Raw genomic sequence first — 13,601 nt, forward strand, 5'->3', positions numbered from 1 at the left:
GTCGAACAAGAGGTAGTCGGAGAAAGGAGCGGGCCTCTCATGGAGCACGCGGACCCCGAGGGATGGGCTATTGGTCTCGAGGCGGGTAGTTTCGACGCCTCGCCGGCGATGGCGTGCGGTACCGGCCGGTCGCGACGCTCGGAGCGCTGGCGCTCCTCTGGGCAGGGGGAGGCGTGAGGGATGAAGGAGGATCCTCCTAGCGGGCGGTGGTGCGAGCTCGAGGACCGCGAGCCAGATGCGCGCGTCAGAGCGCTCGAGGCGCGCCTCGCCGCCGCGCTGCACGAGCTCGGGGAGAAAGAGCGGGAGCTCGGCGAGAGCGAGGAGCGCTTCCGAGTTACCTTCGAGAAGGCCCCCGTGGGCATGGCCCACGTTGCGCCCGACGGGCGGTGGCTCAGGGTCAACGACAAGCTCTGCGAGATCGTCGGCTACGGGCGGGACGAGCTCCTCGGGCTCACCTTCCAGGACATAACCCACCCCCGCGACCTCGGCAAAGACCTGCGCAACATAGACCGGGTGCTCAAGGGGGAGATCGGGAGCTACTTCCTCGAGAAGCGTTGCATCAGGAAGGACTACCGCAGAATCTGGATCAGCCTCGGCTTCTCCCTCGTCCGCACGACTGCGGCCCCGGCGAGAACGCGGTCCGCGTCGACGGGGACGGAGCCGAGACCGACACCGTGACCAACTGCGAGACCGTCGAGTACGAGGACTTCCCGCGGTGAAACCCGACGGAGGGGTGTCCGCACGAGGGCGCCCTTCCCCATCAAGAAGAAGCGGAGGTAGACGGTGAAGGGCATGTCGAAGAAGGGTGGGAAGAGGGGACGAACGGTTCTCTTGCTGACGGCGGTTCTCGCTGCGGTTCTCACGGCGAGTGGGGCGGCGCTGGCCGCAACGTTTAACGGCACCAACGGCCCCGACAAGCTCACCGGCACCAACGCCCCCGACACCATCAACGGCTACGGCGCCAACGACACCATCTACGGCCTCGCCGCCATCGACAAGATCGACGGCGGCCACGGCTCGGACACCATCAACGGCGGCTACGGCAACGACTCGATGAGCGGCGGAGCCGGCGGCGAGGCCGACCACATGTACGGCGCCGGCAACGACGACAACATGCGCGGCCTCTACGGCGACGACAAGATGTACGGCGGGACCGGGGCCGACACGATGGGCGGAGGCGGCAACAACGACACCATGAAGGGCGAGGACCAGGACGACACGCTCTACGGCTACTACGGCGACGACAAGCTGTACGGCGGTGCCGGGATGGACAAGCTCTACGGCGAGATCGGCAACGACACGTTAGACGGCGGCACGGCCCCGAGCACGTCGGGCCGCCAGGAGCTCGACGGCGGCGACGGGGACGACACCGTCGTCGGCGGGATCACCAACAAGGCCAACCTCAACAGCCAGAGGATCCACGGCGGGAACGGTAACGACACGCTAAAGGCTCTCCCGGCTCCTCTGACACCTCCGGGGGTGGCGACAATGGTAGCCAGGACTACATCAACAGCGTCTACATGAGCGGCGATGCGGGCGACGACAAGATTTACGGCTCGGATGGCGCGGAGTACATAGCCGACCATAACGGCAACGATCGTCTTTATGGCAACGGCCGGGACGACATTATCAGCGCGAACGACGGCTCCGCGTCCGACTTCGTCGATTGCGGCTCCGGCGTCAACGATAGCGCGACGGTCGACAAGTACGTCGAGATAAACCCGGACGGCTCGACGCTCATGAGATCCGACACCGTAGTGAACTGCGAGAACATCTTCTACTTGTGACGCCGAGGCAGGGCTGAGAGAAAGGCGAAGAAGTGACGAACAGCAGAAGACAGATGTGGATGGTGCTCATCGCCCTGATCGGGGCGGTGCTCCTCCTGCTCGGCCCGACCGTGCAGGCCCAGGACCGGGACGCCCCGTCGGACGAGGGCTCCTCCGGAAAGAAGCCCGCGTTGCCCGAGGACAGAGCCAGAGAGTTGGAGGAGAAGGCGGCGGAGCGCGCCAGGGAGAGGGAGGGTGATGGACCGCTGGACCTCAGGGTGGACGAGGACCCCGAGGGCAACCGCATCATCCGTGGTGAGTTGACCATCGATTACGAAGAGCGGGCCTCTGCCGCCGCCGAGGACGCGGTGCTCCGGAGGGTCGAAGCGCGCACCGAGGAAGAGCTCCCGGAGATCGACGCCGAAGTGGTCTCCTTTCCGGAGATAAAGAACGAGCGGGATCGCGAGGCCCGGGAGGAGGCGCTGGAGCGCAAGAAGCGAACCCTCGAGGGGGACCCGAGCGTGGAAAGCGTTAGCTACAGTTACGTGCAGGAGCCGATGCAGGCCGAGCCGCAGCGGTCGTTCAACGACCCGATGTTCGGCCAGCAGTGGGGCCTGCCGAGGATCCGGGCCAACGGGGCCTGGGACACGGCGACGGGCACGAGCCCGACGCGGGGACCCAGCGTGATCGCCGTAATAGACAGCGGCATCCACAACGACCACCCCGATATCACCAGCAGCTCCATAGCGGACGAGTGGGATTACCTCGGCAACGACCCCGTGGCCCAAGAAGACCTCGGGCACGGCACGCACGTGGCCGGGATAGCGGCCGCGCTCACGAACAACGGGACCGGGATTTCTGGTACCTCCCCGGACGCCGTGCTCTTCGATTACAAGGTCTGCGGCATCGTCGGGGGCGAGGCCTCTTGCCCCAACCCGGCCACCAACGCCGCCATAATAGACGCCGCCAACTTCGGCGCGGACGTGATCAACCTCTCTCTCGGCGGACCCGGCCACGACCCCGCGCAGCAGCAGGCCATCGACTACGCCTGGAGCAAGGGCGTGGTGGTCGTGGCCTCCGCCGGTAATTTCTTTATGTCGGGCAACCCGGTCATGTACCCCGCGGCCTACCCCAACGCCATGGCCGTGGGCGCCACCAATCGATCCAACGTCAAGTCCGACTTCTCCGAGGTCCACCCCTACGTGGACGTGGCGGCGCCCGGCGGCCAAAGGAATTTGCCCTCCGAAGCCGAACAGATACTCTCCAGCGTCCTGCCTCATTGCATCATGTGCGACCACCCCAACCCCGAACGCGAGTACGTGGGTTGGCCGGGCACGAGCATGGCGGCGCCGTTCGTCGCGGGCCTGGCGGCCAACCTCGCCGGCCAGGACCTCCTCGCGTCGGAGATACGGCGCAGGATAGAGGCGACCGCCACCGACCTCGGGGCGGCGGGCAAGGACAGCGCCTACGGCTGGGGGCTCATAAACGCCCACGCCGCCGTCACGGAGGACACCCGCCCCTGGGTCAAGTACCCGGCGCCCGCCCAAAGCGCCGTGACCTACGACCGCACCCCTACCATCGGGGCGAACGTGGGGGACGCCCAGGGGAGGCTGGCGCGGAGCGGCGTACAGATGTTCGTCGATGGGCGCAAGATCACGACCTTCTCCTACACCTCCCTCAGCAGCACCACCGGGCGCGTGGGCTACACCCCGAGCCTGGCGCCCGGCTTCCACAAGGTCAGGATCTACGCGACCGACCCGCAAGGGATGACGACCTCCGGCGGCTGGGGCTTCACGGTCAAGTAGAGAAGCACGCGCGGAGCGCGCACCAGGGCGCCCCGCCTCCGAAAGAAAGGACGCGGGAACGATGAGACGAACGGTTCTCCTGATCGCGGCGGTCTTCGCGGCTGTCTTCGCGGTCGGCGGGGTCGCCCTGGCGGCGACGCTCAATGGCACCAACGGTGCCGACTTCCTCGTAGGCACCGACTCGCGCGACACCATCAGCGGCCTCGGCGGTAACGACACCGTCTACGGCAAGGCCGCCCTCGACCTCGTGTACGGGGGCGCCGGGAACGACCGGATGAACGGCGGGGGCGGCGACGACCAGATGAACGGCCAGGACGGCAACGACGGCCTCTACGGCTCGTGGGACGAAGACGTGCTCGTCGGGGCCAACGGCGACGACACCGTGTACGGCTACTACGGCGACGACAACATGGGTGGAGGAAATGGGACTGACAAACTCTACGGCGAGGCCGGCAACGATACCCTCACCGACCCGTCCAGCCCACGAAGATCGATCGGCAGATACGATATTAACCGAAGCCCTGGCACCGAGATGCACGGCGGCGACGGGAACGACACCATCGCCGCCGGGTACGGGACCGAGCGGGTGCAAGGCGGGAACGGGAACGACACCCTCAAAGCCTTCACCAACTCCTCCGCAAATTCCGGCGGCGCCGCCGAAAATTGGCCTTGTCTTGATTCTCCCTTTCCCGGTTCGCCCGATTCTTATTTCTGCTGGGACGGTATGGAAGGCGGCCCTGGCGATGACAAAATCTACGGCTCCGACAGCCCGGATGACAGTACAAGCGGCGGCACCGGCGCCGACCGCATCTACGGCAACGGCGGAGGCGACTCCCTCGACGCGGTCGACGGGGCCACGACCGACTTCGTCGACTGCGGCCCCGGCGAGGACGCGGTCCGCGTCGACGGGGACGGAGCCGAGACCGACACCGTGACCAACTGCGAGACCGTCGAGTACACGGACGTCCAACGGTGAGGCCCCAGGGGGAGGGACGTCCGCGAGAAGGCGCCCCTTCCCCCAACAAGAACGAGGAGCGAGAGATGGTTAAGGGCATTTGTAAGATGCTGATGTGGGTGGGGAGGGGGGCGATCTTCTCCGTGGGCCTGGCGGTGGTGCTGGCCCTCACGGTGGGGCTCGCCTCCACGGCCCTGGCGGGCACGGGGGTCGGGGCGGTCTTCAACCTCGGTCAACTCAACTCCGTCAACGCCCAGAGCGCGCTCAAGGGCGCCACCTCGGCGGCGTTGCTGAAGCTGGAGAACGCTGCGGGGCCGGCGCTCAACCTGGCCGTTCCTTCGGGCAAGACGCCGATGTACGTGAGCCCGGGGGCGGCGAAGGTCTCGAACCTCGACGCCGACAAGGTAGACGGTAAGGACTCCAGTGCCTTCCAGGGCAAGGTCCTGTGGGCGGAGGTCAACGCCGATGGGACCCTAAGCAGCGCGAGTGACCCCCGCACGACCTCGCACAAGGGCACGGAAGGCTCCCAAATCGGCGGCCCTATGACGGGACTCTACACCGTCCGTTTTCCCCACGAGGTGAGGTCGTGTGCCCGCCTCGCGACGCTCAGGGGCTCTTTTGCTCCGGAAGATCGATTCGGCGACATCGCGACAAGGGGAGCTAGTATCGTCGGCGAAGGCGTGGAGGTATTCACGGCCGACACCTCCGGCGCCTACAAAGACCGTGCCTTTCAGGTAGCCGTAATTTGCTGAAGCCGACGGGCACCGCGGCCTGCGGGACGGTTGGCTCGATGGATCTTCTTGCGCTTGGCGGAGAGTTAACGTCTCCCTGGCCTCAAGGTCAGGGAGGTATAGGGGAGCCGACGCGACGACGGGAAGGGTACCGAACGAGGAGTACGAGATGGACGCAAGAACGCTTGAAGCGGCGCGGAGTACGGGAGCGAAGCTAGCCGTTGCGGCGGGGCTGGCCCTGCTGGTCTTCCTGGGGTTGGGGCTCCTCCTGTTCGCGGGACCAGCGGGAGCGGAGACCTGCAACGCCGAGTGCCCGGGGGACGGCGGCGACGGTGGAGCCGGCGACGGCGGAATTGGCGGCGGTGGTAGCACCACCAACAACCAGTGGATCACTTTCACCGTCACCAACACGAACGACTCCGGAGACGGCTCACTGCGGCAAGCGCTCGAGGTCGCCAACTTGTATTCCCCCTCGTGCATCGGGATCACCATAGGTTTCAACATCCCGGGTGAGGGGGTGCATACCATAAGGCCGGCGTCGGACCTGCCGCCGATCCCCGCCTGCGTGACCGTCGACGGCTACAGCCAACCCGGCGCGAAGGCGAACACGCTCAGGCAAGGCAACGACGCGGTGCTCAAGATCGAGCTCAACGGCGAGAACGCGGGGAGCAGAGCGAGCGGCCTAAGGATGGACGGCACCGACAGCGCGGTGCGTGGGCTGGCGATCAACCGCTTCGCTTATTACGGCGTCTTCTTGCATGGCGGTCGCGCCGATTACTGTGACGTGCAGGGCAACTATATAGGTACCGACGCCACCGGCACCCGGGATCTGGGCAACAAGACCGCGGGCGTGTTCATCGCCGGAGACAGCAACACCATTGGGGGCACGGAACCCGCTGCGCGCAACGTCTTATCCGGCAACGGCACCGGTGTCCTCATCAACGGTTCCAACAACAACGTGGAAGGCAACTATATCGGCACGAAAGCCAGCGGAGATGAACCATTGGGCAACGACTGGGTGGGCGTGAGCACCCCACCAACGGTTTCAGTAGGGGAAATACCATCGGAGGAGCGGTGCCCGCGGCGGGCAACCTCATAGCCTTCAATACTTCTGGGGAGTAGCCGTCCATGACCCGAAGACCACCATTCTCTCGAACAGCGTCCACTCCAACGGCGGGTTGGGGATAGACTTGGCCGCCGGTCTTGCCGACGCTGGAGTCACCCCAACGATTCGGGTGACGGTGATACCGGCCCCAACGGCTTGCAGAATTACCCGGAGATCACGTCGGTCACCACCGGCTCGGGAAACCTGAGCAGTATGGAGGGCAGGCTCAACGGTACCCCCAACACGAAGTTCACCGTCCAGCTCTTCACCGGCGACGAGCCCGATCCCTCCGGTTACGGCGAGGGGCGGCTTCACGGGGAGCCCGACAACCTGGTCAGCAATTGGCCGGTGACCACGGACGCCAACGGCCACGCCGACCTCCACGGCGTCTGGCCCCCGGGCGTGCGCATGGCCGGCAAGTGGCTGACCGCCACCGCCACCGGTCCGGACGGCACCTCGGAGTTCTCCAAGGCCGTCAGGATCAGGGACCGCAACGACCCCGCCCCGAGACGACCGTCGATAGCGGCCCTCCGGCCCCACGAGGGAGAGCACGGCCGCCTTTGCCTTCTCCTCCAGCGAGGCGAACTCCGCCTTCCAGTGCAGGCTCGACGGCGCCGAGTTCGCCGACTGCGCCTCCCGAAGGAGTACCCCGCTCTCGTCGATGGGGATCACACCTTCGAGGTCAGGGCGATAGACGACGCGGGCAACCCCGACCCCACCCCCGAGACCCGCGCCTTCACGGTCGACACCGTCCCGCCGAACACGAGCATCTCCTCCGGTCCCGCCCGGGCAGCACCACGAGGAGCACCTCGGCGAGCTTCGGCTTCGTCCCCTCCGAGCCCGTCTCGCGGTTCGAGTGCAGCCTCGACTACGCCGCCTTCTCCCCTGCGCCTCCCCGAAGGCCTACTCCGGGCTGACCAACCGCGTCCACACCTTCCGGGTGCGGGCCGTGGACCGGGCCGGCAACGTAGACCCTGCCCCGTCGGCGCGCACCTGGACGGTCGACACGACCCTGCCGGCGATCGCCTCCCCTAGCCCCGCCCCGTCTTCGGCCACCCAGGACCGCACGCCGACCGTACGAGCGACCGTCAGGGATACGCAAACGGACCTGGCGAAGACCGGCGTGCAGCTGTACGTGGATGGGATCAGGAGGACGACCTTCTCCTACGACCGGGCCACCGACAGGCTCTCGTACACGCCGGCGACCAACCTCTCCTACGCCCGTCACACGGCGAAGGTGGTCGCCAGGGACGCGGCGGGCAACACCACGACCAAGTCGTGGAGCTTTGGCGTTACTCGATAGTCGATTTGCGCAGAGGGGGCAGGCACACGGCCCGTCCCCTCTGGTCCTCCGATCCTGACGCAAGCGCGAAACCTCGACCGAGACGGAACCCGGTTACCTGTCGAGCTTCTCGGCCACCCTCCAGAGCTCGCGGTCCTCCGGGTCGCCCTTAAAGGGCGGCACCACGTAGCCGCCGTGGTGCTCGGCGAAGTCCCGCTGATCGTCCACGACGTAGTCCACGATCACGGGCGGCGGAGGGTTCTTGGACCAGCACCCGAGGACGAGATCCTCCACGCCGAGGACCCTCGCCGCCTCCGCGGCGTAGCCCGCCCCGGCGCTGGACCACAGGTAAACGTCGTGCCCCCGGGCCGCGAGCTCCAGAAAGACCTCGCGGACGCACGGGCGCGGGACGCCCCCCGCGAGGAGCGTCCCCTGCACGTCGAAGAAGACGTTCAAGGGGTCTTGTCGGCGGGTCCGTCCGGGTCGGTCTCCCCTTCTCCCTCCGCGGGAGCGCCCGCGATGGGGAGGAGGTTCTGGGCACCTTCGTAGAGGCGGGAGCGGAGGTCCTCGAAGGTCACGCCCTTGAGGGAGGGGAGCTCGAAGTCGCGGAGCATCCTGGTGAGGACGCCGCCGCCGCCGAGCTCCACCCACTCCTCGACGCGCATCCTCGCGAGGGTCTCGACGACCTTGACCCACCGCACCGGCGCCACCATCTGGCCCTTGAGCGCCTCCCTGACCCCCTCGGCGCTCACGAGGACGCTCCCGTCCACGGCGCTCACGATCGGGAACTCCGGCACCCTGAACTCGACCCCGTCGAGGACCCCGCGCATCTTCTCGTTCGCCGCGGCGACGTAGGGGGAGTGGGCCGCGAAGGAGACGTTCAGCCGGACGGCGCGCCCGCGTATCCTGGAGACCGTGTCGCCCAGGGCGTCCCGGAGGCCGGAGATCACCGTCTGGCGCGGGCTGTTGTAGTTGGCGACCACCGAGCCCTCCGACTCGCCGAGGGCCCTCTCGACCTCCTCGGGGTCGGCCTTGAGGATGGCGACCATCCCGCCCGGGGCCTCCTCTGCGGCCTCGGCCAGAAAGCGGTCGCGCTGGGCTACGAGCCAGATCCCGGTCTCCAGGTCGAAGCAGCCCGCGGCGTAGGCGGCGCCGTACTCCCCGAGGGAGTGCCCGGCGACGACGTCCGGCCTGAGGTGGAGCTCCCTGCTCTCGTCGGCGTCCCTGGCCGCGCGGACGAAGACCTTTACCTGATCCGGTATGCGGTCCCCCACGACTTCGCGGATGGCCGGCAACTGCCGGGCCTCCGGCTCGGTTACGGTCCCTCCCTGACCCGGAAATACGAACGCTTTCATGGCTCCCTGCCGACCCTCCGTAGCACTACACGACCTAGCGTCTCCCGCGCCCCGAAGGGACCGGGGGAGACGAGTACTTTTACCACAATGTAACGATGTTGTAGATACCCGGCAGGCCCCCCTCCCTACTCGGGGTACCCCTGGTCCCGGCGCATCCCCTCGTACTCCTCACGCCAGATCCCGCCGAGCTCTCACTCCCGCGAGATGGGGCCGAAGCGTGAGGGCGCCTCTCCCGAACGCTCCGGCGGGCTACGGGACCAGCACGCGCAGGGCGCCGGGGAGCACCCGCGCCCGGAACTCGCGGGTGGGGGGAAGCATCTCCCCGTCCACATGGGCCGGCACCGGTTCGGCGAGGGTGACCTCGACCTCGCGCGCGCGGGCGAAGTGGACCTTCGGGTGCGAGAGGTGCGTGCCGCGGAGCACGGCCGGCACGAGGCGCAGGACCTCCGCCCGGTCCACCTCCTCGCTCCAGACGACGTCGAAGGCCCCGTCCGAGAGGCTCGCCCCGGGGCGAGCTTGAAGCGGGCCCCGTAGGTGGTGCCCAGGGCCGCCGCCACGAGGATGGTCTTCGTCTCGACGACGCCACCGCCCCCGAGCCTTATGCTCGCGCGGTGGCACTTCATGCCCACAACAGGCGGCCGACCGACCAGAGGTACCCCCCGAACCCCCGAGGGCCTTCGGCGCCTCCGCGACCCCCTCGGCGACCTCCGCGTCGAAGCCAATGCCGAGGCCGTTGTTGAACGGGATGCCGTTGACTTCGCCCGCGTCGACGGCGCGCACCCTGCCCCGACCACGACCTCCAGGGCGCGTTCGAGGCGCGTGCCGATCCCGAGCGCCTTGACGTAGTCGTTCCCGCTCCCGAGCGGCAGGACGCCCATGACCCGCCCCGTCTCGACGCACGCCGCCGCGACCTCGTGCACCGTCCCGTCCCCCCGATCGCGACCGCAGGGCCCTCGCCCCGCAGCCCGTGGACGATCTGCTCGGCGTGTCCCCGCCCCTCCGTCACGTGCCACTCCGCCTCGATGCCGCGCCCCGCGAGGTAAGCGCCGACGAGCTTCTGCCGGGCCTCCGCCCTGCCCCTGTCTGCCGTCGGGTTTAACACGAGGTGCGCCACGCGCCGTTCCCCATCCATGGCGCGGATGGTACAGCCCCGGAACACGCAGTGCATACGCGCGGTACCTCGACCTGAACTTCAACCGTACTCGTACAGCCGTATTCGCCCCGGTCGCGCGCCGTCCGGCTCCGGTGCTGCGGCGTTTACGGGTCTCGGGCCCGGCATGGCGGCGGGGACTGGCCCGTCGGCGGCGTAAGGTTGCGGTGCAAGTGGAGGTCTTCTTCAGCTTGGGGGCGAGGCCCGCCTGGGGCGGGATAGAGTACAATGGGCGACCTGATGGGGATCGGTTCGGAGAATTGCTTGCATCTCGGGGGTTTGCGGGCCACGACGGGCTCGGAGTTCCTCTGCCCGGCCTGCGGGGCGCGTCTCGGCCTCGAGGGGGTCGAGCGCTGGGTGCGCGAGGCCGAGGACGCGCGCGACGAGTCTTACGCTCTGGTAGAGGTAGACGAATTCTCCGAGATCGTGCGCGAGGAGCGCCAGCGGGAGGTCTACCGGCGCCGGAAGGTGCTGTACGAGTTGCGCAGCGTGCCTCGGGGGCTGAGCGCGCGGCCGGAGATGATCCTGGTCTCCTACGACCCCGAGGGCGACGCGTACGACTGCAGGATCTTCTATAAGGAGCCGCGGCCGGCGGGCGGGCTGGAGCGGGTCAGCGTCGAGGCGAACCTCGACCCCATCCTCGAGCTCAAGTCGCACCCCGACCCGAACGTGCGCCTCGCCTCCGGCAAGGTCGAGGAGTTCCACGCCCTGCGCCAGGAGGGCGTCCGGGAGGACCAGCCGCCCCTGCTGCGCCGCGTCTTCTACTCCAACGAGCTGTAAGAGCGAGCGCATGCGTAGCGCGCGGAGCGGGGATACAATGCGCAGGGACTCCAACCACGGGCGAAAGGCACGGTCGGCTTGAGCGGGAACAACTTTATAATGATCACCTTCATGATCCTGATACTGCTCTTCGTGCTCATGAACGTCGGGCCGCTTATCGGCCTCTACCTGGAATAGTCCCCCTCTTCGCCGTTGAGGGCGAAGGCTTCCACGATCTCGTAGACCGACCCTCCCGGGGTCAGGGTGCTCTTCGTGAGCTCGGCGCTCGCTACCCGAAAGAGCGGCGAATCCAGCACGTCAGTCTTCGACAGGTCGACGCCGACCGAGCGTCCTCTGGCGCGCCCGAGGGTCGCGTGGGGCATGTAGGGACGTCCCTCGCGCCGGAAGCCCAGGGGCTCCAGCGCGGCCTCGACGCTCGCGGCGAGGGAGGTCGTCTCCTCGGAGCCCCTGTCCACGCCGGCCCAGATCACCCTGGCCCGCCGCGGCGAGGGGAAGGCCCCCAGGCCCTTCAGCCGGGCGTCGAACGGGGCGTGCGCGGAGCAGGCCCTCCTCAGCGCGCCGCAGATGCCCTCCAGGGACTCCTCGAACACCTCGCCCAGAAACTTCAGGGTAAGGTGGATGTTCTCCTGCTTTGTCCACCGGATCCCGCCGCCAAGCTCCCGCGCCGCCTCGCGCGCCGCTGCAAGCGCCACGCGCCGTACCTCCGGCGGCGGGGTCACGGCGACGAAGACGCGCACGACCTCAGGAGACGCCCGCGCCGGGCGCCTGGCCGTTGCTCTCTGTGTCGTTGCGGTAGAGGGCGGCGCGGTTGGCGATGAGGGCGGCCGTCGCGCCCGCGCCGACGCCGTTGTCCACGTTCACGACCGAGAGGCCCGGGGAGCAGCTCTGGAGCATCCCGAGGATGGCGGCGGTGCCGTCCCCGCCGAGGCCGTAGCCCACCGAGGTCGGGAGGCCCACCACCGGGACCGCGACGAGGCCCGAGACGAGGGTCGGGAGCGCGCCCTCCATGCCGGCGGCGACGATCACGCAGTCCGGGTCGAAGGCGCGGAGCTCCTCGAGGGGGCCGCGGAGGCGGTGGAGGCCGGCGACGCCCACGTCGTGGGTGGTCTTTACCGCGACGCCCATCTCGCGGGCGACCGCCACGGCCTCCTCGAGGACCGGCAGATCCGAGGTGCCGGCGCCGATGGCATACAGCCGCCCGCCGGTGGGGGCGGGCTCCCCGGCCCCGACGACGAGGGCGCGGCCGGCATCTCTTACGGGGACGTCCGGGAGGGCCTGGCGGACGAGGCGCTCGTGCTCCCCGGAGGGCCCGCTGACGATGACGCGCTCCGTGCCTTCCAGCATGGCGGCGCAGATTCTCGCGACCTGCTCCGGGGTCTTGCCGGGGGCGTAGACGATCTCGGGGACGCCCTTGCGGGCGGCACGGCCGAGGTCGAGGGCGGCGACGTCCAGGTAGCGGACCTCGCCCTGGCTCAGGCGTCCGGCCGCCTCTCGGGGAGAGATGGCGCCGCGGGCGACGGCGTCGAGGGTCTCTTCGAGCTTGTTCAATGCGTCCCGGCTTTCGTCGTCTCGGTTGTTACTCGGTGTCAGGGGGTAGATAGTACATCGTCGCTGCACGGAGACACCAACTTAGGAGGTAAGGCGCAGGTGACGGTGCTAGAGCTCGTGATCGCGCTGGTCGCCATTCTTGGGGCCGCGGTGCTGTTCACTAACGCTATCGAGATCGTCGGCGAGAGGTTGAACCTCGGGCAGGGGGCGGTCGGGAGCGTGCTGGCGGCGGTGGGCACTGCCCTGCCGGAGACCATGATACCGGTGGTCGCCCTCATAGGGGCGGCCCTCGCGGGCGAGGGCCGCGGCGGGAGCGCCGGGGAGATCGGCATCGGCGCGATCCTCGGGGCACCGTTCCTGCTCGCCACGCTCGCGATGTTCGTCGTCGGGGCCGCGGCCCTGGGCTTCCGCGGGCGCCGGAGGAACGGGGACGAGGTCATCGTCGACCGCACCGTAGCCCGGCGCGACATCGGCTTCTTCCTCCCGTTCTTCGCCATCGCCGCGGCGGCCGGGATCGTGCAACTGCCGATCTTCGTCAAGGTGATCATCGCCATCGTGCTGCTCATCGCGTATGGCGTGCACGTCCTGCAGACGATCAGGGCGGGTGGGGAGAGCCTCTCGGATACCCCGGACAAGCTGACGCTCTGGCCCGGTGGTTCCCCGGCGCCGAACTGGGCGGTCTACGGGCAGGTCTTCGGGTCGCTGGCGGTGATGGCCTACGGTGCCCACCTCTTCGTCGGGGGCGTCGAGCACCTCTCCGAGTCCGCGGGCATCCCCGCGAGCCTGATCGCCCTCGTCCTCGCCCCGCTGGCCACGGAGCTGCCGGAGAAGTTCAACTCCGTGATCTGGCTCAGGGACGACAAGGACACGCTCGCCTTCGGGAACATCACGGGGGCGATGGTCTTCCAGAGCACGGTGCCCGTCTCCCTTGGCCTCCTGTTCACCCCGTGGGAGCTGGACTTCCTCACCGCCTTCTCGGCGATCCTGGCGCTCGCCTCCGGCACGGTCCTCTTCACCCTGCTCCTCCGCAAGACCCGCCTGACGTCGACGGTGATGATGGGAGCGGGGAGCCTCTACGCGGTGTTCGTCGCGGTCGCGATCTACCAGGTCGTCACGAGGTAACG

At 68.3% G+C, this 13,601-nt stretch carries 16 protein-coding genes; 10 read left to right on the plus strand and 6 right to left on the minus strand.

The genetic code is table 11. The annotated features are described in order from the left end of the window. Positions 1 to 180: 180 nt before the first annotated feature. The 7 genes from GBA65_RS03475 (at position 181) to GBA65_RS03505 (ending at position 6,356) form a co-directional block, all read left to right on the plus strand. Complete coding sequence (locus tag GBA65_RS03475) at positions 181 to 678, plus strand: PAS domain S-box protein (protein ID WP_166395393.1); 498 nt, start codon at positions 181 to 183, stop codon at positions 676 to 678. A 153-nt stretch (positions 679 to 831) separates the two neighbouring features. Further along, a complete protein-coding gene (locus GBA65_RS25750; RefSeq protein ID WP_166395394.1) occupies positions 832 to 1,524 on the plus strand; it encodes a calcium-binding protein in 693 nt (230 codons plus the stop codon). Continuing rightward, positions 1,521 to 1,787, plus strand: a complete 267-nt coding sequence (locus tag GBA65_RS03485; protein ID WP_166395395.1) for a hypothetical protein — start codon at positions 1,521 to 1,523, stop codon at positions 1,785 to 1,787. Before GBA65_RS25750 ends, GBA65_RS03485 begins: the two co-directional genes overlap by 4 nt. Positions 1,788 to 1,819: 32 nt before the next feature. Further along, a complete protein-coding gene (locus GBA65_RS03490; protein WP_166395396.1) occupies positions 1,820 to 3,571 on the plus strand; it encodes a S8 family serine peptidase in 1,752 nt (583 codons plus the stop codon). A 61-nt stretch (positions 3,572 to 3,632) separates the two neighbouring features. Further along, positions 3,633 to 4,547 (plus strand): calcium-binding protein, encoded by a 915-nt coding sequence (locus GBA65_RS03495; RefSeq protein WP_166395397.1) that lies wholly within the window; start codon positions 3,633 to 3,635, stop codon positions 4,545 to 4,547. A gap of 65 nt (positions 4,548 to 4,612) precedes the next feature. Next, positions 4,613 to 5,278: a hypothetical protein gene (locus GBA65_RS03500; RefSeq protein WP_166395398.1), complete on the plus strand. Its 666-nt coding sequence runs from the start codon at positions 4,613 to 4,615 to the stop codon at positions 5,276 to 5,278. Positions 5,279 to 5,426: 148 nt separating this feature from the next. Further along, positions 5,427 to 6,356, plus strand: a complete 930-nt coding sequence (locus GBA65_RS03505) for a hypothetical protein (RefSeq protein ID WP_166395399.1) — start codon at positions 5,427 to 5,429, stop codon at positions 6,354 to 6,356. A 3-nt stretch (positions 6,357 to 6,359) separates the two neighbouring features. On the opposite strand, the gene GBA65_RS03510 is transcribed toward GBA65_RS03505, so the two are convergent. Further along, positions 6,360 to 7,034, minus strand: a complete 675-nt coding sequence (locus GBA65_RS03510; RefSeq protein WP_166395400.1) for a hypothetical protein — start codon at positions 7,032 to 7,034, stop codon at positions 6,360 to 6,362. A 184-nt stretch (positions 7,035 to 7,218) separates the two neighbouring features. Here GBA65_RS03510 and GBA65_RS03515 point away from each other — a divergent pair, with 184 nt between their 5' ends. Further along, positions 7,219 to 7,665 (plus strand): Ig-like domain-containing protein, encoded by a 447-nt coding sequence (locus tag GBA65_RS03515; protein WP_166395401.1) that lies wholly within the window; start codon positions 7,219 to 7,221, stop codon positions 7,663 to 7,665. Positions 7,666 to 7,758: 93 nt separating this feature from the next. On the opposite strand, the gene GBA65_RS03520 is transcribed toward GBA65_RS03515, so the two are convergent. The 3 genes from GBA65_RS03520 to GBA65_RS26055 form a co-directional block, all read right to left on the minus strand. After that, positions 7,759 to 8,100, minus strand: coding sequence for a hypothetical protein (locus tag GBA65_RS03520; RefSeq protein WP_166395402.1), 342 nt, complete (start codon positions 8,098 to 8,100; stop codon positions 7,759 to 7,761). Continuing rightward, on the minus strand, positions 8,097 to 8,939 hold the full coding sequence (locus GBA65_RS03525; RefSeq protein ID WP_166395403.1) for an ACP S-malonyltransferase: 843 nt from the start codon (positions 8,937 to 8,939) through the stop codon (positions 8,097 to 8,099). The genes GBA65_RS03520 and GBA65_RS03525 overlap by 4 nt, the downstream gene beginning before the upstream one ends. Before the next feature lie 309 nt (positions 8,940 to 9,248). Beyond that, positions 9,249 to 9,458: a diacylglycerol/lipid kinase family protein gene (locus GBA65_RS26055; RefSeq protein ID WP_407691037.1), complete on the minus strand. Its 210-nt coding sequence runs from the start codon at positions 9,456 to 9,458 to the stop codon at positions 9,249 to 9,251. A 955-nt stretch (positions 9,459 to 10,413) separates the two neighbouring features. Between GBA65_RS26055 and GBA65_RS03535 the strand changes: the two genes are divergently transcribed. Next, positions 10,414 to 10,929 carry a hypothetical protein gene (locus GBA65_RS03535; protein WP_166395405.1) on the plus strand — a complete coding sequence of 172 codons (516 nt, stop codon included), beginning with the start codon at positions 10,414 to 10,416 and terminating at the stop codon, positions 10,927 to 10,929. Between the two features lie 164 nt (positions 10,930 to 11,093). Here the strand turns inward: GBA65_RS03535 and thpR are convergent, their stop codons facing one another. Beyond that, complete coding sequence (gene thpR / locus GBA65_RS03540) at positions 11,094 to 11,621, minus strand: RNA 2',3'-cyclic phosphodiesterase (protein WP_407691038.1); 528 nt, start codon at positions 11,619 to 11,621, stop codon at positions 11,094 to 11,096. A 49-nt stretch (positions 11,622 to 11,670) separates the two neighbouring features. Then, complete coding sequence (larB, locus tag GBA65_RS03545) at positions 11,671 to 12,477, minus strand: nickel pincer cofactor biosynthesis protein LarB (RefSeq protein ID WP_166395407.1); 807 nt, start codon at positions 12,475 to 12,477, stop codon at positions 11,671 to 11,673. A 99-nt stretch (positions 12,478 to 12,576) separates the two neighbouring features. On the opposite strand from larB, the gene GBA65_RS03550 reads away from it, so the two are divergent. Then, the gene (locus GBA65_RS03550) at positions 12,577 to 13,599 is read left to right on the plus strand and encodes a sodium:calcium antiporter (protein WP_166395408.1); all 1,023 of its coding nucleotides are present in this window, start codon (positions 12,577 to 12,579) and stop codon (positions 13,597 to 13,599) included. Positions 13,600 to 13,601: the final 2 nt, after the last annotated feature.

The organism is Rubrobacter marinus (genome assembly GCF_011492965.1).
Lineage (GTDB): Bacteria > Actinomycetota > Rubrobacteria > Rubrobacterales > Rubrobacteraceae > Rubrobacter_F > Rubrobacter_F marinus.